The organism is Streptacidiphilus sp. PAMC 29251 (assembly GCF_054208735.2).
Genome location: NZ_CM135725.2, coordinates 3779600 through 3796523, shown reverse-complemented (window position 1 = coordinate 3796523; position 16924 = coordinate 3779600). Strand labels below are relative to the sequence as shown.

At 70.4% G+C, this 16924-nt stretch carries 12 protein-coding genes and 2 pseudogenes; 5 read left to right on the top strand and 9 right to left on the bottom strand.

What is annotated here, in order from left to right; all coding sequences use genetic code 11:
• The first annotated feature begins 126 nt into the window (after positions 1-126).
• From ACXKR8_RS17750 to ACXKR8_RS17735, 4 genes are all read left to right on the top strand, one after another.
• Positions 127-1560: an aldehyde dehydrogenase family protein gene (locus ACXKR8_RS17750; RefSeq protein ID WP_458273880.1), complete on the top strand. Its 1434-nt coding sequence runs from the start codon at positions 127-129 to the stop codon at positions 1558-1560.
• Positions 1530-2237, top strand: coding sequence for a ThuA domain-containing protein (locus ACXKR8_RS17745; protein ID WP_458273879.1), 708 nt, complete (start codon positions 1530-1532; stop codon positions 2235-2237). The genes ACXKR8_RS17750 and ACXKR8_RS17745 overlap by 31 nt, the downstream gene beginning before the upstream one ends.
• 304 nt (positions 2238-2541) lie before the next feature.
• Positions 2542-3870, top strand: coding sequence for an ABC transporter substrate-binding protein (locus ACXKR8_RS17740; protein WP_458273878.1), 1329 nt, complete (start codon positions 2542-2544; stop codon positions 3868-3870).
• Between the two features lie 1007 nt (positions 3871-4877).
• Complete coding sequence (locus tag ACXKR8_RS17735) at positions 4878-5768, top strand: carbohydrate ABC transporter permease (RefSeq protein ID WP_458273876.1); 891 nt, start codon at positions 4878-4880, stop codon at positions 5766-5768.
• Between the two features lie 43 nt (positions 5769-5811).
• Here ACXKR8_RS17735 and ACXKR8_RS17730 read toward each other — a convergent pair.
• Positions 5812-7169, bottom strand: a pseudogene (locus tag ACXKR8_RS17730) (tetratricopeptide repeat protein).
• Positions 7170-7937: 768 nt separating this feature from the next.
• On the opposite strand from ACXKR8_RS17730, the pseudogene ACXKR8_RS17725 reads away from it, so the two are divergent.
• A pseudogene (locus ACXKR8_RS17725) lies at positions 7938-8746 on the top strand (spermidine synthase).
• 65 nt (positions 8747-8811) lie between these two features.
• Here ACXKR8_RS17725 and ACXKR8_RS17720 read toward each other — a convergent pair.
• The 8 genes from ACXKR8_RS17720 to ACXKR8_RS17685 form a co-directional block, all read right to left on the bottom strand.
• A complete protein-coding gene (locus tag ACXKR8_RS17720) occupies positions 8812-8979 on the bottom strand; it encodes a hypothetical protein (RefSeq protein WP_462100562.1) in 168 nt (55 codons plus the stop codon).
• A 17-nt stretch (positions 8980-8996) separates the two neighbouring features.
• Positions 8997-10535, bottom strand: coding sequence for an ABC transporter substrate-binding protein (locus ACXKR8_RS17715; protein ID WP_462100561.1), 1539 nt, complete (start codon positions 10533-10535; stop codon positions 8997-8999).
• Between the two features lie 133 nt (positions 10536-10668).
• A complete protein-coding gene (locus ACXKR8_RS17710) occupies positions 10669-11880 on the bottom strand; it encodes an ABC transporter ATP-binding protein (RefSeq protein ID WP_462100560.1) in 1212 nt (403 codons plus the stop codon).
• Positions 11877-13007, bottom strand: a complete 1131-nt coding sequence (locus ACXKR8_RS17705) for an ABC transporter ATP-binding protein (protein ID WP_462100559.1) — start codon at positions 13005-13007, stop codon at positions 11877-11879. The genes ACXKR8_RS17710 and ACXKR8_RS17705 overlap by 4 nt, the downstream gene beginning before the upstream one ends.
• Positions 13008-13062: 55 nt before the next feature.
• Complete coding sequence (locus tag ACXKR8_RS17700) at positions 13063-14148, bottom strand: ABC transporter permease (protein WP_462100558.1); 1086 nt, start codon at positions 14146-14148, stop codon at positions 13063-13065.
• Between the two features lie 47 nt (positions 14149-14195).
• Complete coding sequence (locus ACXKR8_RS17695; protein ID WP_458273869.1) at positions 14196-15185, bottom strand: ABC transporter permease; 990 nt, start codon at positions 15183-15185, stop codon at positions 14196-14198.
• Positions 15186-15197: 12 nt separating this feature from the next.
• Entirely contained in the window at positions 15198-16325 is a 1128-nt protein-coding gene (locus ACXKR8_RS17690) for a LacI family DNA-binding transcriptional regulator (RefSeq protein ID WP_458273868.1), read from the bottom strand.
• A 297-nt stretch (positions 16326-16622) separates the two neighbouring features.
• Positions 16623-16883 carry a hypothetical protein gene (locus ACXKR8_RS17685; RefSeq protein WP_458273867.1) on the bottom strand — a complete coding sequence of 87 codons (261 nt, stop codon included), beginning with the start codon at positions 16881-16883 and terminating at the stop codon, positions 16623-16625.
• Positions 16884-16924: the final 41 nt, after the last annotated feature.

Sequence of the window (16924 nt, the reverse complement as noted above, 5' to 3'; positions counted from 1 at the left end):
GTGACGGCGCCGCGATGGTCTGAGGGCGTGGGTTCGCACAGGTGTGGGCAGGGCGTTGACTTTTGCTTTCTCGCTACTTAGCTTAAGTCTTAGTCAAAGAGTCCCTCACGCCTCCATGGAGCCTTCATGACGTCTTCGCCCGCGGCAGGCCAGCTCTACATCGACGGGGTCTTCTGCCCGCCGGCGTCCGGGCGCACCGCGACGGTCACCGACAAGGCCACCGGCGCCGTGATCGGCAGCTACGGCCTCGGCGGTGCGGCGGACGTCGACCGCGCGGTCGCCGCCGCCCGCGCCGCCCAGCCCGGCTGGGCCGCACTCGGCGCACCCGAGCGGGCGGCCGGGCTCCGGCGCTTCGCCGAGTACCTGCAGACGCACTACGAGGAGCTGGTCCGGCAAAGCATGCGGGAGACCGGCGGGGTGCGGGCGAAAGCCGACGACGAGGTCTCCACCGGCATCAGGCAACTGCAGATCTCGATGATCCAGGCCACCGAGAACGCCGGTGACCTGCTGCCCCCCTACAAGGCCGGCAAGCTGTCGATGTCCCGGGCGGTGCCGCTGGGGGTGATCGGGGTGATCACCCCCTGGAACTACCCGGTCAACCTGGCGCTGCGGGCGGTGGCCCCCGCACTGGCCTTCGGCAACACCGTGGTGCTGAAGCCGGCCGAGCTGACCCCGGTCATCGGCGGCCAGCTGCTGGCCGAGGCCGCCGACTGGGCCGGGCTGCCGCCGGGGGTGTTCAACGTGGTCACCGGGGACGGCCCGGAGGCCGGGCACGCGCTGGCCGAGCACACCGGGCTCGACCTGATGGACTTCACCGGTTCGCGCGAGGTCGGCCTCGCCATCGCCGCCTCGGCCGCGACCACGCTGCGGCCGATCCGGCTGGAGCTGGGCGGCAGCAACGCCTTCGTGGTGCTGGACGACGCCGACGTGGACCTCGCCGCCTCCTGCGCGATGGTCGCCTCGCTGGAGTTCCAGGGCCAGACCTGCATCAGCGCCAGCCGACATATCGTCATGCGCGCCGTCGCCGACGAGTACCTGGACGCGCTCACCCGCCGGGCCGCCGCGCTGCGGGTCGGCGACCCGCTCGGCGGCGACGTCGAGCAGGGCCCGCTGATCAGCGAGAAGCAGCGGGACCGGGTGCACCACGACATCGTCGGGGCCTCGGTCGCGATGGGCGCGGAGATCCGTACCGGGGGCAGCTACGACGGCCTGTTCTACCGTCCGACGGTGCTGGCCAACGTCACGGCGAAGATGCCGGCCTTCATCGAGGAGATCTTCGGCCCGGTGCTCCCGGTGACCGTGGTGGACACCGAGGAGGAGGCGATCGCGCTGGCCAACGGCCTGCCGATGCTGATGGACTCGGTGTTCACCGCCGACCTGGTCCGCGGGCTCGGGGTGGCCGAGCGGCTGGAGGCGGGCGAGGTGCACATCAACGACGCCCATGCCAGGCACGGCGCCGAGGACCAGATGGGCGGCTTCACCAGGCGGCAGTGGATCGGCGTCCAGCGCACTCCGCTCAGCCTGCCCGCGTGGACCGCCGATCCGGCGGGCCGCGCGTGAGCGGGGAGCGCCCGCCGGGCGCTCCGAAGCGGGCCCTGGTGGTGCGCGGCGGCTGGGAGGGGCACGCGCCGGTGCAGTGCACCGAGATCTTTCTGCCCGCGCTCGCCGAGGCCGGCTTCGCGGTGACCGTCGCCGAGGATCTGGACGTCTACCGCGACCGGGAGCTGCTGGCCGGCACCGATCTGATCGTGCAGTGCTGGTCGATCGGCACACTGACCCCGGAGCAGAGCGAGGGCCTGGTGTCCGCGGTCCGCGCGGGCACCGGCTTCGCCGGCTGGCACGGGGGCATGGTCGGCACCTTCACCGACGACACCGACTATCTGCGCATGGTCGGCGGCCTGTTCCTGCACCATCCGGAGGAGCACCTCAGCTACGGGGTGCGGATCGAGCCGGAGCAGGCGGACCACCCGGTGGTGGCAGGCCTGCCCGACTTCACCGTCCACACCGAGCAGTACTGGATGCTGACGGACGCCCACAACACCACCCTGGCCAGCACCGTCATCGATCCGGAGGGGGCCGGGCAGGGCGACGCGGCGGTGGGGATGCCGGTGGTGTGGACCCGGCTGTGGGGGCTGGGGCGGGTGTTCTTCTCCGCGATCGGGCACAGCCCGTCCGACCTGCTGGAACCCACGGTGCGGACGCTCACGGCCCGGGGCCTGCTGTGGGCAGCGCGCTGACCTGCCGCGTCCCGGTGCCGTGCGGACGGCTGCCTGCACGGCGGCTTGGGCTGCTGCCCGCACAGCCGCATGAACGGCTGCCTGCGCGGCTGTCCGTGCGGCCGTATGAACGGCCTGGTACCCGACCCGCTCCTGACAGCGGGCCGGGTACCAGGCATGCTCGCGCGAATGGCTCGAATAATCGCCTGAAGTGGCGAAAACTGATCTGTCCGATCTGTTGACCCCCCATGTATAGCGACTTAACTTAAGTCTCAGTCAAAGTGGCTACCCGGACCTCAGCGCCGAGGAAAGCGAGAACTGGCCGATGAACAGCAGACGTGTGACAGTCGCGGGAGCCGCACTGGCGGGGGCCATGCTCCTGGCCGCCTGCGGCAGTGGATCGAGCAGTGGCAACAAGCCCGCCGGAGCGGCATCCGGCTCGGCCTCGGCCTCCGCCGGAAAGGTCGACCTGACCTTCTGGGCCTGGGACCCGGGGATGGACAAGGTGGTCGCCCTCTGGAACGCCGCCCACCCGGACATCCATGTCACCCTCAGCAACCCGGCCGGCGGTGACCAGCTGGTCAGCAAGATGATCACCGCGCACCAGGCCAAGCACGGCCCGGACATCGCCAAGGTGGAGTACCAGTCGCTGCCGGGCCTGGTCGCCAACGGCGTGGTCAAGGACATCACCGCCGACACCACCCAGGCGGTCGCCGACTTCGACGACACCACGCTGGCCGGGGTCCGGTTCCAGGGCAAGGTCTACGGCATCCCGCAGGACTTCGCCCCGCTGATGCTCTTCTACCGCGCCGACCTGTTCAAGAAGTACGGGCTCGCGGTGCCGACCACCTGGGACCAGTACGCACAGGAGGCCGCGACCCTGCACCAGAAGGACCCCAGCGCCTATATGACCAACTTCGACGCCGCCGACCCGGGCTGGTTCACCGGCCTGGCCCAGCAGGCCGGCGCCGACTGGTGGACCACCCAGGGCGACTCCTGGCACGTCGACATCAACGGCGCGCCGACCAAGAAGGTCGCCGACTACTGGCAGGGCCTGGTGAACAAGGGGGTCGTCCAGAAGAACCCCTCCTTCTCCCCGCAGTGGAACAAGGAGATGAACTCCGGCACCCTCGCCACCTGGATCTCCGGCGCCTGGGCCCCCGCCCAGATCGGCGGCATCGCCCCGTCCACCAGCGGGAAGTGGGCCGTGGCCCCGCTCCCGGCCTGGACCGCGGGCGACAAGACCACCGGCATCTGGGGCGGTTCGGCCATCACCGTGACCACCGACTCGGCGCACCCGGCCCAGGCCGCGCAGTTCGCCTCCTGGCTGAACACCGACCCGACCGCGCTGACCGCGCAGGTCAAGTACATCAACATCTACCCGGCCGCGACCTCGGGACGGTCGCTGCCGATCCTCGACACCCCGCCCGCGTTCTTCCCGAACCAGCCCGACTACTACACCCAGGTCAAGAACGTCGCCCCGGGCGCCCGCAGCTTCTCGATGTGGGGACCGGACGTCACCGTCACCTTTGCCGCCTACAGTGACAAGTTCGGCGCGGCACTGCAGTCCGGAACCTCCTTCGACGCCGCCCTGGACGCCATCCAGAACAGCACCACCGCGGACATGAAGAAGCTCGGCTTCGGCCTCCACTGAGCCTGCGGGGGTGGGGCTCTCCCCAGCCCCACCCCCGCTCCTATCAGCGCCCCTGCGAACGAGACGACACGGTGATGGCGATCCCCCTTCCACGACGAGGCCCCCGCGGCGATTACCACGCGGGCCGCAGCCGACTGCCCTATCTGCTGGTTCTGCCCGCGATCCTGCTGTTCCTGCTGTTCGTGGCCGCGCCCGGCGTCTACGCGCTGATCCTGAGCCTCCAGGCCCGCAAGGTCAGCGGCGGCCTGCTGGCCTCGGGCAGCAGGACGGTCTGGGCCGGGTTCGACAACTACTCCACCGCCTTCCACGACTCGGAGCTGTGGCACAGCGTGCTGCGGATGGTGGAGGTGGGCGCGATCACCATTCCGGGGACGGTGCTGCTCGCCCTGCTCTTCGCGCTGCTGCTGGACAGCCCCCGGGTCCGGCTGGCCCGCTTCAGCCGGCTGACGATCTTCCTTCCCTATGCCGTGCCCGGTGTGATCGCCACCCTGCTCTGGGGCTTCCTCTACCTTCCGGCGACCAGCCCGATCGGGGGCCGGGTCTTCGACTACTTCGGCACCACCTCCGTGTTCTTCTCGGTCGCCAACATCGCGGTGTGGGGGGCGGTCGGCTTCAACATGGTGGTGATGTACACCTCGCTGCGCGCCCCTGCCGCCGGAGATCTACGAGGCGGCCAGGATCGACGGCGCCTCGGAACTGCAGATCGCGCTCCGGGTGAAGGTCCCGCTGATCCGGCCGGCCATCGCCATGTGCTCGCTGTTCACCGTGCTCGCGGCGCTCCAGCTGTTCAACGAGCCGAACACGCTGCAACCGCTGTCCAACGCCATCTCCTCGACCTGGGTGCCGCTGATGAAGATCTACACCGAGGCGTTCGTCGACTCGGACATCCACCAGGCCGCCGCCACCTCGATCATCTTCGCGGTCGGCATCCTGGCCGTCTCCTTCGGCGTGGGACGCCTGGTGCGCTCCCGCCTCGGCGCGACCTCCTGGTCCGACGGGGGCGACCGATGACCGCGACCCTGCAACCCGCCGTGGCCACCCCGGTCGCCGCCCCGCCGCAGCGGCGCCGGCGGATCGCCCTGGTGCCCACCGTCATCCTCTTCCTCGGCGCGGTGTACTGCCTGGTGCCGACGCTGTGGATCCTGATCGGCTCCACCAAGTCGCGCAGCCAGCTGTTCTCCACCGCCACCTATCTGCCCTCCTTCGGCTCCGGCCTGGTCGACAACATCAAGGGCCTCTCCAGCTACGACGGCGGAGTGTTCTGGCACTGGATGCTCAACAGCTTCCTGTACGCGGCGGTCGGCGGGGTGCTCGCCACCTCGATCTCGGCCGCCACCGGCTACGCGCTGGCCAAGTACAGCTTCCGCGGCCGCACCGTGCTGTTCAACGCCATCGTGGCCGGGGTGCTGCTGCCCCAGGTGGTGCTGGCCATCCCGCAGTACCTGCTGCTCGCCCGGGTGGGGCTGACGGACAGTTACTTCGCGGTGATCCTGCCGCAGTTGTTCAATCCCTACGGCATCTACCTCTCCCGGATCTACGCCGCCGCAGCCGTCCCGGACTCGCTGCTGGACGCCGGGCGGATCGACGGCGCCAGCGAGGCCAGACTGTTCCGCTCGATCGGGCTGCGGCTGATGCTGCCCGGACTGATCACGGTGTTCCTGCTGCAGTTCATCGCCATCTGGAACAACTTCCTGCTGCCGTTCGTGATGGTGACCAGCGACAGCAAGTTCCCGCTGACGGTGGGCCTCTACAGCCTGCTGCGACACGGCTCCAACCAGGCGTCGCTGTACTCGCTGGTGATCACCGGCACCCTGCTCTCGGTGATCCCGGTGATCGCGCTGTTCCTCTGCCTGCAGCGCTACTGGCGGATCGACCTGGTCACCGGCGGCCTCAAGTGAGCCCGGCCGGGAGCCGGTCGACCCCGGCCCGGGCCTGCCCGGCTCAGCCGGCCAGCGCGGCGTCGTAGCGGCTGACGAACTCGGCCACCTCGGGCACCGCGCGGTGCGGGCGCAGCCGCAGGGCGGTGCCCGCGACCATCTCCCTGATCCTGGTGGAGCGGACCTGGTCGAGCAGCGACACCACCTCGCAGCCGCTGTCCGCCGCCGCGGCCAGCTCGCCCCGGCCGAGCTGGTCGTGCGCCAGCTCGGCGGTGTAGAGCGCCCGGTTGCGGACGAAGTGCGGCTGCTGCAGTTCTATGGCGGTACGGGCGCAGGCCGCGGCCCGGTCCCACTCCCCGAGCGCCGACCAGCACTGCGCCTCCAGGCCCGCCAACTCGGCATCGCCGTAGAAGGACATCCACTCCGGGTCGTCGTCGGAGGGGCCGTTGTCGTAGAGCCGCCGGGCCAGCGACAGCAGCCGCAGGCAGGAGCCCCGGTCCTGGAGCTGGGACCAGCCGCCGGCCTCGCGCATCGCCAGCAGCGACCGCAGCCGGTCGGAGCCCGAGGTGAGCGCGGCCTGCTGGCCGGCCTGGGCCGCCCGCACCGCCTCCCGCGGCCGGCCCGCGTCGCGGGCCAGGAAGGCGCTGTTGCAGAAGGCATGCGCCTCCAGGCCGGAGTCGTCGGCCATCCGCGCGGTGGCCAGGGCCTCGGAGTAGAAGGAGCGGGCGTCGGCCAGCCGGCCCGAGTCGTGGGCCAGCCAGCCGACCGAGATGGCCAGCTCCCCGGCGCCGGACTGCAGCCGCTGCTCGACCCCGCGGGCGTAGGAACCGCAGTTGAGCAGCTGGTAGGCGGTGCGCAGGACCAGGCCCGCGCTGTCGTAGAGGGTGTGTCCCCGCCGTGGATGTCGTCGAGCAGCCGGATCTCGCGGACCGCCTCCTCGACCTTCCGGGCGTCGGCGGCGCCGACCCTGGTCCCGAGCGCTACCGGGTCGGGTACGACCGCGCCCACCGCTGTGCCCTGGTCGAGACCGAGCACGGTGGCGAAGGCGGCCGTTCCGCCGGACAGGAACGTGCGTCGATGCACGTCGTCGTTCTCCTCGTGGTTCCGGGGCGGTGCTTCCGGTGCGCTCGCCCTGCGCCTGACCGTGCTGCGCGGGGCGAAACCCAGATCCTCCAGCGAGGAGCCGGGGAACATATGGCGGAAGACCCGTTCGTAGGCGTAGTTGGGGCAGCGGATCTCGCCGGACTCGACCCGCCCGACATAGCGGGCGTCGCAGGAGACGTACTCGCCGATCTCACGGGCGGACCGGCGCACCGCTGCGGCGAACTCGCCCGCGGAGCGGTCCCCGCGGAGCGTCCGCATCACGGTGTTGGCCTGGTGCGGAACGGTCCGGTCGAGGGTGGTGTCGAGGGTGTTGGTCATCGCGAGCCCCCTGGTGCTGGTGGTTCGTCCCAGTCGCCTCGGAAGGCGTTGGACGGCACGACAGTACCCCCCGTCATCATTCGAACACGCTGAGTTTCCCTACAAATCGGACATAAGGCGAGTGATCTGCTACAAAATGCCATGACCCGCCAAGCAATGCACCCGTGGCCCCGGGCCCGCTGACGCGTTGTGCTGGGGGAGAGACCGCAGCACCGCCCCATGGCGAGTGGTCGACGCGGTCACCGAAGGAGGCGTCATGTTCAGCGGGGGCACCCACCACATGGGCACTGACCAGCACAGCTCGATCCCGTCCTGCGACCTGGTGAAGGTGCCGGAGCGGCAGGGCCTGGAGACCGTCGACATCCTCCGGCTGCGCGGCGGCTGCGGCCCGGTGCTGCGCGAGGACGCCGACTCCACCCTCTCCTTCGTGGTCCCGATGGGGGCGCTCGACGCCTGGCACCTGCCCGGGGTCTCCTGTACCCAGGCCCCGCCGGAGGACGACGGGAAACTGGCTGCTGCCACCCTCCCCGGAACGCGCGCTCACCGACCCGGCCCAGCTCAGGGCAGCCCTCGGCGAGGCCGCCAGGACCCTGGCCGCCAGCGGCTCGGACGGGGTCTGACCACAGCTCCGCGCGCCTGGCCCAAGCGGCTCCGCGCACCTCGCCCGCACCGTCGGCCCCGCATACTGGCCAGGTGGCCCGTAAGCAGCAGCGCAGCAGTAGAGAATCGGTTCAGCAGAAGTCCGCCCAGGAGGGAAGCACCGCACAGGTGGCCTCCGGGCTCGCCGCGATCGTCCCGACCGGGACCGCACCAACGCCTGGACGCTGCTGCTGGACGGCACCCCGCAGTCCCACGTCGACCTGGACGACCCCACCCACCTGTCGTTCGAGTACCAGCGCCGCTTCGGTCACCTGGTCGACCTCGCCGCCGCCCCGCGGCAGCCGATCAGCGTGCTGCACCTGGGCGGCGGAGCGCTCACCCTGGCCCGCTACACCGCCGCGACCCGGCCCCGCTCGCGGCAGCAGGCCGCCGAGATCGACACCGCGCTCACCGAGCTGGTGCGCCGGGAACTCCCGCTGGACCGCAGCTGGCAGCTCCGGGTACGCGGCGGGGACGCCCGCGACATCCTGGCCCGCAGCCCCGAGGCGCAGGCCGATCTGGTGGTCGCCGACATCTACGGCGGCGCGCGGATCCCGGCCCACTGCGCCTCGGTGGAGTTCGCGCAGCTCGCGGCCAGGGCGCTGGGCCCGGACGGCCGCTACACCGTCAACATCACCGACGGCGGGCGGCTGGACTTCGCCCGCGGCCAGGTGGCCACCCTGCGCGCGGTCTTCGCCGAGGTCGCGCTGATCGCCGACCCGGTGGTGCTGCGCGGCCGCCGCTTCGGCAACCTGGTCCTGGTCGCCGCCCAGCAGCCGCTGCCGCTGGACGAGTTGACCCGGCGTATCGCCACCGACCCGTACCCGGGCCGGATCGAGCACGGCCCCCGCCTGGTGGACTTCCAGGCAGGGGCCGTTCCGGTCCCGGACAGCGCCGCGAGCCCCTCGCCCGCACCGCCGCCGGAGGTATTCAGCTGACCGTCGGCCGACTCTGACCGTCGGCCGACTCTGACCGTCGGCCGACCGGCCTCAGCCGACCGGCCTCAGCCGACCGGGGTCAGGTGCAGGATCAGGTACTCGTACGCCTGGCTGTTCGGCGAGGGGTTGATGTAGGGGTTGTCGGAGGTGGGCCAGCCGGTGAAGTTCGCCGAGCTGTACTCGTACCAGGAGGCCCCGTAGAGCACCGGGATCGCCGGGACGTCGTCGGACATCACCTGCTGCAGCGTGTTCAGCGCGCCCTTCTCGGCGTCCGGGCTGGTCGCGTTCTGGAACGAGGCGATCGCGGCCTTGGCCTTGGGGCTGTCGTAGCGGTCGAAGTCACCGGCCGCGGTCTGGCCGACGGCGGCGGTGGTGTTGGGGTCCAGGATGAGAACTGCAGCCGCTGGAACGCGGTCACGCCCTGGCCCCAGTGCAGGGCCGCGTCGAACTTGCCGGTGGTGATCGCGGTGTTCCAGCTGTTGTAGTCGAAGGCCCCGTTGGCGGAGGCGTCGAAGCCCTGCGCGTTCAGGCCCTTGACCATGGCCTGGGCATCGCACCAGTAGTCGCTGAAGGAGTTGGGGTCGATGATGGTGAACTTGACGGTCTTGCCGCCCTTGGTCCACTTGCCGCCGGTCTTGGCGTAGCCGGCCCCGGTCATCAGCGAGTCGACCTGGGCGCTGTCGGCGGTCGGCTTGAGGTCGTTGGTCTGGGCGCTGGAGAGCGAGCCCTGGTCGATCGGCAGGGTCAGCCCGCCCGAGGAGGAGGCGGGCAGCTCGTAGTTGGTCTCGCACTGGGTCGCCATCGACTGGCGGTCCAGGGCGGCGCTGATCGCCTTGCGCACCGCGACGTCGCCGAGCGCCGGGGCGGTCTTGCTCTGGTTGTTGAGCAGCAGGGACACGGTGTTGCCGGCCGGGAAGTACGGTGCGGCGCTCTGGAACAGGTGGTTGTGCGCCGGGTCCTTGGCGACGAAGGCGGTCTGCACATTGTTGATGTCGTTGCCGGTGAGGTCGATCTTGCCGGAGGCCAGCGCCAGCTCGGCGGCGTCATTGGTGGCGTAGGCGGGGAAGGAGATCCGCTTGACCTTGGGGGCGCCGCCCCAGTAGCTCGGGTTGACCTTGAAGGTGACGTTCTGCGGGCTGAACTTGTCGACCACATAGGGGCCGGTGCCGATGGCCTTGGCGCCGGGGATGACCGCGGTGGCCGGGTTGCTGACACTGGACCAGAGGTGCTCCGGCAGGATGATCTGGTTGCCGATGGCGACAAAGTTCGCCGACTGCGCGGTGGCGAAGTTCAGCACCACGGTGTCGGCGTCGGGGGTGGTGATGCTGGTGGTCGCCGGGACGCCGCCGGAGTTCGCGGCCGGGGTCTTCTGCAGCAGGTCGAAGGTGAACTTCACATCGGCCGAGCTGAAGGCCTGGCCGTCGCTCCACTTCACCCCGGACTGGAGCGCGAGGGTCAGCGTCTTGTTGTCGTTGGACCAGGTGTAGCTCTTGCCGAGCCAGGGGATCGGGGCCTGCTCGGACTTCAGGCTGTTGAACATGAACAGCGGCTCGTAGATGAGCGAGTTGGCATTCTCGTTGGACCCGAAGGCATTGCTGTCGAGCGGGTTGAAGTCCTCGTTGAAGGAGGGGACCGGCTTGTCCTCGATGACCAGGGTCTGGACGGCGCCGCTTCCGCTGCTGCTGCTGCTCTTGCCGGCCGGCTTCGCGCCGGAGCTGGTGCAGGCGGTGAGGCCCAGACCGACCGCGGCCACCACGGCCAGGGCCTTGATGGTGGTGTTGCGACTCATTGCGTACGCTCCTTGTGTCCGGCCGACTCGGTGGTGGCCAGTGGTGAGCGACCATGGCGATTTCTGCCATGGCGTGATTGGTCTTGACTGGGGTGGTTCCGAGCGAGATCGATCGTTGTGACTGCTGGTGCTGCTATCCGAACTGCGGTGCGGACGGTGGCCTCGGACGAGTTGCACCTCGTCCGTGGTCGGGCCCGACGGCGCCGGGCGGTCCCCGGCGCCGCCAGGGTCTCTCGGGGTCTCCCATGTCGACTCCTTCGTCTGACGTGTCTAAGCAGGGCTGGACGCGGTGGGTTTTGAGCGGGGCCGACTCGGCCGGGGTGCGCTCGGTGGAGTGCAGCCAGCAGGCGGCGACTTGGTCCGTGGCCACCGGCAGCGCCGGCGGTGCGGTGGTGGCGCAGACCGCCATCGCGAAGGGGCAGCGCGGGTGGAAGCGGCAGCCGCTCGGCGGGTTCACCAGGCTCGGTGGCGACCCCCGGCCGCGCAGCACCGGCGGGGTGGTCCTGGCCGGGTCGGGCGCGGCGCTGAGCAGCAGCTGGGTGTAGGGGTGCGCGGGGGCGTCGGTGATCTGGGTGGCCGGTCCCGACTCCACCACCTGGCCCGCGTACATCACCACCGCGGTGTCGGCGAGGTAGCGGGCCGAGGCGATGTCATGGGTCACGTAGAGGATGGCCAGCCGTTCGCGCTCGCGCAGCTCGTCCAGCAGGTTGAGCACACCGAGCCGGATCGACACGTCCAGCATGGAGACGGGTTCGTCGGCGAGCAGCACCCGCGGTTCCACGGCCAGGCCGCGGGCGATGGCCACGCGCTGGCGCTGGCCGCCGGACAGCTCGTGCGGGAACTTGTCGATGAAGCGGTCGGCCGGGCTGAGCGAGACCCGCTCCAGCAACTGCTTGGCCTTGGCGTCGAGTTCGTCCCGGCCCGCGCGGCGGTGCAGCTTCAGTGGGCGCTCCAGGTGGTAGCGCACGCTGTGCACGGCGTTGAGCGAGGAGAAAGGATCCTGCAGGACCAGGTGCACCTTGCGGGTGTACTCGCGCCGGGCCCGGCCGCTGCGGCCGACCGGCTCGCCGTCCAGCAGCAGCTGCCCCGAGGTGGGGGTGATCAGCTGGGTCAGCAGCCGGGCCAGGGTGGACTTGCCCGAGCCGCTCTCGCCGACCACGGCGGTGACGGTGGCCTCGGGCAGCGCCAGCGAGATGTCCTCGACGGCGTGCACCACCGGCCGGTTCCGGGACGGGCCGAGCTGGTGGATCGGGAAGTGCTTGGTCAGCCGGCGGGCCTCCAGCGCGGGGACGCCGGGGCGTTTCGGTCCATGGACCACGACGGGGTCGGTGCGGTCGGCGGTCACTGGTCGCTCCCAAAGGTGCTGGTAGGGGCGGCGGGAGCGCTCCCGCCATGGGCCGGGAAGCTCAGCCCGAGCGGTTCCGGCGGCGACTGCAGCCCGTCCTGCAGCCAGCAGGCGGCCACCCGGGTTTCGCTGGTGCGGTCCCCGGCCAGGGCGGCGGCGCCGGCCCGCTCGGCCGAGGGCACGGCCAGTTCCGGGATCTCGGTACGGCAGCGGTCCATGGCGTAGGGGCAACGGGGGTGGAAGGCGCAGCCGCCGGGGAGCGCGGTGAGCGAGGGCGGCGATCCGGGGATGCCCTCCATCCGCACCTTCTCGCCGTGCAGCGCCGGGAAGGAGTTGAGCAGGCCCAGGCTGTAGGGGTGGCGCGGGGTGTGGAACAGCTCATGGGCGCCGGCCCGTTCGACGATCCGCCCCGCGTACATGATGGCGATGGAGTCGGCCAGCTCGATCAGCAGCGACAGGTCGTGGGTGATGAAGACGATGGCGAAGCCGAGCCGCTCCCTGAGCTGCATCAGCTCCTCCAGGATCTCCCGCTGGGTGACCACGTCCAGGGCGGTGGTCGGCTCATCCATGATCACCACCTGCGGTTCCAGCGCCAGCGCCATGGCGATCATGACCCGCTGCCGCATCCCGCCGGACAGCTCGTGCGGATAGCTGCGCAGCCGGTCCGCGCTGATGCCGACCATCCGCAGCAGTTCCACCGCGCGCTCGCGCCGGGCGGCGGAGTCCATCTGCTTGCGGTGCGCCTTGAGCACATCGGTGAGCTGGGCGTCGATCCGGGCCACCGGGTTGAGCGCGTGCATCGCGCTCTGGAACACCACGGCCAGCTGGGACCAGCGGATCTGACGCAGCTTCACCATGTCGGCGGCGAGCAGGTCCACGGTCTCGGCGTAGGTGCTGCCGTCCGAGCCCTGCGGCCGGTTGTGGAACAGCACCTCGCCGCCGCTGATCACGCCCGGCGCCCGCAGCAGCCTGGTCAGCGCGTAGGCCAGGGTGGACTTGCCGGAGCCGCTCTCACCGGCCAGGCCCAGCACCTCCCCCCGGTGCAGGGTCAGCGTGGCGTCGGTGACGGCGCGGACGGCGTTGGCGCCGACGCCGTAGTCCACGCAGAGGCCGCGGACCTCCAGCACCGCGTCGGACGGTGCGGTCGCAGCAGGGGCGGCCAGCAGGGGGCGGTGGGCAGGTTCACTGGGACTTTCCTTCCGCGGCGGCACGGGCGGTGGCCTGGCCGGGCAGGTCGGGCTGGTCGGTCTGGCCGGGCTGGTCGGCGCGGTGCGTCGGCGTGGGCTCGAACCCGACCCCGGCCTCGGCCCTGACCTCGGTTTCCGCCCCGGCCGGGACGCCGGCCGTGCGCAGCACCGGGGTCAGCCCGAGCGTGTACTTGACGCCCTTGCGGTTGGTACGGGCCGAGCGCAGCCGGGGGTTGATGATCTCGTCGATGCCGAAGTTCAGCAGCGACAGCGCGATCCCGACCAGCGCCACACACAGCGCGGGGGGCGCGTACCACCACCAGTAGCCGGCGATCAGCGCGCTGTCCGACTGGGCGGTGTTGAGCATGGTGCCCCAGGTGGTGGTCGCCGGGCTGATGACGCCCAGCCAGGACAGCGAGACATAGGCGCCGATCCCGTAGACCACGGTGAAGATGAAGGAGGAGGCGAGGATCGGCAGCAGGTTCGGCAGGATCTCGAAGACGATGATCCGCGGCTTGCGCTCGCCGATCACCCGGGCCGACTCCACGTAGTCCTGGTTGCGCAGCGCCAGGGTCTGCGCCCGCAGCACCCGGGCGCCCCAGGCCCAGGCGGTCAGCGCGATCACCGAGCCGATCAGCAGCGGGTTTCCGGTGTCCTTCACCGGTAGCGGGCGCATCGCGACCATCAGGATCAGCAGCCCGGGCAGCGCCAGGAAGATGTTCGCCAGGATCGACAGCACCTCGTCCACCCAGCCGCCGACATAGCCGGCCGTCACGCCGACCAGGACGGACAGGCAGGTGGCGATCAGACCGGCCACGAAGGAGATCAGCAGGGTGTCCCGGCCGCCCGCGAGGACCTGCGAGAAGACGTCGTGCTGCTGCTGGTCGGTGCCGAGCCAGAACTTCCCGGACGGCGGCAGCGGGGTGCTGGTGGTGGTGGACGCCTGCCAGTCGGGGGCGTGCGGGGCGAGCATCGGTCCGAAGACCGCGACCAGCGCGAACAGCACCAGGATCGAAGCGCCGATGATCACCTTGGGGGAGCGGGGTATGCGCGAACCGCGCTTGGCGCGGGGGGCGACCACGGCCGCGACCGTCTCGGGGCGGAGGACAGGGTGGGAACGGCCATCGGTCAGGCCTCCTTGCGGGCGCGCGGGTCGAGGATCACATAGGCGATGTCCGCCAGCAGGTTCGCGCCCAGCACCGTGAAGGTGACCACCAGCAGGATGCCCTGCATCATCGGGTAGTCGGTGTTGAGCACGGCGTTGTAGATCTCATAGCCCACGCCCGGGTAGGAGAACACGATCTCGGTGACGATGGAGCCGGTCACCACCAGGCTGATCGACAGGGCGAAGTTGGAGATGCTGGGCAGGATCGCGTTGCGCGCCGCCACCATCACGACCTTCCACTGCGGCAGGCCCTTGGCCGCCGCGACCAGGACGTAATCCTCGTCCATGGTGGTGATCATCATATTGCGCATCCCGATGATCCAGCCGGCCACCGAGGCCAGGGCGACCGTCGCGGCGGGCAGCGTCCCGTGTTCGATCACGCTGGTGACGAAGGGGGTGTTCCAGCCCTGGGTCAGATCGGAGTTGCGTCCGGTCTCATAGCCGCCGGCGAAGGGGAACAGCTTCCAGTAGAAGCCGGCCGTGAGCAGCAGTAGGAAGGCCAGGATGAAGTAGGGGATGGCCTGGAAGAAGGTCGCCACCGGCAGCAGTGCGTCCAGGAAGCCGCTGCGGCGCCAGCCGACCACGATCCCGAGCAGCGTGCCGAGCAGGAAGGCGACCACGGTGGCCGAGCCGACCAGGCCGATGGTCCAGGGCAGGTCGTTGCCGAGCACCGAGGACACCGCGACCGACTTGGAGGTCGAGGTGCCGAGGTCGCCGTGGAACAGGTGGCCCAGGTAGCCGAAGTACTGCGACAGCAGGCTTTCCTTGCTGTTGAGGCCGTACTGGGCGGCCAGCGCCTTGAGTTGGGCCGGGGTGATGTTGGAGGTCCTGATGTTCGCCAGGACGGCCTGCAGGGCGTCGCCGGGAAGCATCCGCGGCAGGAAGAAGTTCAGCGTGACGGCGGCGAAGGCGGCTATCGCGTAGAAGCCGAGTCGGCGCAGGAGGGTGGTCATCGTCGGCTCCTCTCAGGAGATCTGGCGCCATACGGACGGGCTGGGGTCGGGCGGGCAGCCGCAGCTCTCGCGGCGGATCAGCTGGGTCGGCAGGACGAAGTCGCGCGACGCGCTGTCGGACAGCGACGCGGTGAGCGCCGGGTCATCGGCGGTGATCATGCTGTGGAGGACCTCGAAGGCTTTGGCGCCGATCTCCCTGATGGGCTGGCGCACGGTGGTCAGCTGGGGGCGGAGGTGCCGGGCGAACGGCAGGTCGTCGAACCCGGTGACGGCGACGTCCCCGGGCACGTCGAGCCCGTTCTCGGCCAGGGCGTAGATCACGCCCAGCGCGGTCTGGTCGTTGGCGCAGGCGATGGCGCGGGGGAGGGTGGCGCCCAGGGCGATCAGGCCGCGGACGATCTGCACCCCGCCCCCGGCCGAGTAGTCGCCCTGCCAGGCGGGGCCGGTCAGGCACTCCCCCCCCAGCGCCTGCACCTCGGTGGTGAAGTTGCGGCTGCGGACGATGTTGTCCGGGCTGTCGGCGTGGCCGGCGATGTAGGCAAGCCGCCGGTAGCCGTGGTCCTGCACCAGGTGCCGTGCCATCTCCCGCATGCTGCCGGCGCTGTCCCCGCGGACGTTCACCACCGAACCGCCCTCCGCGCCGGCCAGGGTGACCACGGGCACGGTACGGGCGATGTTGGCGATGCCGGCCGGGGAGAGCACCTGGTCGTGCAGGATCAGGCCGTCGCACTTGCCGGCGATGGTCATGATCCGCTGGGGCAGGGTGTGTTCGTCGATGTTGACCGAGCTGACGAGAAGGTCGTAACCGCGACGCTGCGCGACGATCTCGATGCCCCGGTTGATCTGGTCCCCGAAGAGCAGGCTCTCGGCCTCGTCCTCGAAGATGCCGCCGTCGTCGATCCCGTAGACCCGCCGGAAGACCACGCCGACGACCTGCTTGAGCCGGCTGCTGAGCGCGCGGGCGGCTCCGTCGGGGACGAAGCCGAGGTCGCTGATCGCCTTCAGCACCCGGTCCCTGGTGGCGGGACGCGGGTTGTCCCGGCCGTTCAGGACCCGGGAGACGGAGGCGATCGAGACCCCGGCACGGCGGGCGACATCGTAGATCGTCGGCGTCGCACCGGAGCTGGCTCGTGCATCCATCGGGTGGGTCCTCGGGTTTCCGTAAGCGCTTACTTCGGATGTTCTGGGTTGAAGGTAGGGCCGGGCCATTCCAGCCGCAAGAGTGGATGTCATGGCCGTTACGGTGATGTGACTTTTCTTCAGGAACTGTGGCCGAAATGACCTCAGTGTGTTCAGGAAGTTAACGAACATCCTGCTGAGAAGGCCAAGTGATGGAGCTTCAGCTGGGCGCCTTGGTTCACTTCTCGAAAGTTTCGGGCGGATCGGCCTTACGTGCCGATCTGCCGAACCAGCAGCAGGAAGCGCTTACTGCAAGGGTCAGTGACCGCTGCTCGGCAGGCCCCGGTGCTTGTAGAAGGCAGCGCCGGTGAGTAGCAGGCCGAGGCCGATCGGGACGATGCCGGGCATGCTGCCGTCCGTCCCGCCGTCGCTCTCCCTGGCGACCGGGACGTGCCGGCTCACCTCCTGGACGGCCGGGCGCGGGCGCGGGTCGGCGGCCGCCCAGGCCGGGGTGCCGACGATGGCCGGCAGCAGCGCGAGGGCGCTCGCGCGACGCAGGTTCCGCAGAGGCGTGGCCATGGTGGGGGACTCCCTCACGGGGTGGTCGGCGCACGCCGAAG

Coding starts and splice junctions, on each gene's coding strand:
- ACXKR8_RS17750 (WP_458273880.1), top strand. CDS start 127: ATGACGTCTTCGCCCGCGGCAGGCCAGCTCTACATCGACGGGGTCTTC.
- ACXKR8_RS17740 (WP_458273878.1), top strand. CDS start 2,542: ATGAACAGCAGACGTGTGACAGTCGCGGGAGCCGCACTGGCGGGGGCC.
- ACXKR8_RS17735 (WP_458273876.1), top strand. CDS start 4,878: ATGACCGCGACCCTGCAACCCGCCGTGGCCACCCCGGTCGCCGCCCCG.
- ACXKR8_RS17720 (WP_462100562.1), bottom strand. CDS start 8,979: ATGTCCGACGACGTCCCGGCGATCCCGGTGCTCTACGGGGCCTCCTGG.
- ACXKR8_RS17715 (WP_462100561.1), bottom strand. CDS start 10,535: ATGAGTCGCAACACCACCATCAAGGCCCTGGCCGTGGTGGCCGCGGTC.
- ACXKR8_RS17695 (WP_458273869.1), bottom strand. CDS start 15,185: ATGACCACCCTCCTGCGCCGACTCGGCTTCTACGCGATAGCCGCCTTC.
- ACXKR8_RS17690 (WP_458273868.1), bottom strand. CDS start 16,325: ATGGATGCACGAGCCAGCTCCGGTGCGACGCCGACGATCTACGATGTC.
- ACXKR8_RS17685 (WP_458273867.1), bottom strand. CDS start 16,883: ATGGCCACGCCTCTGCGGAACCTGCGTCGCGCGAGCGCCCTCGCGCTG.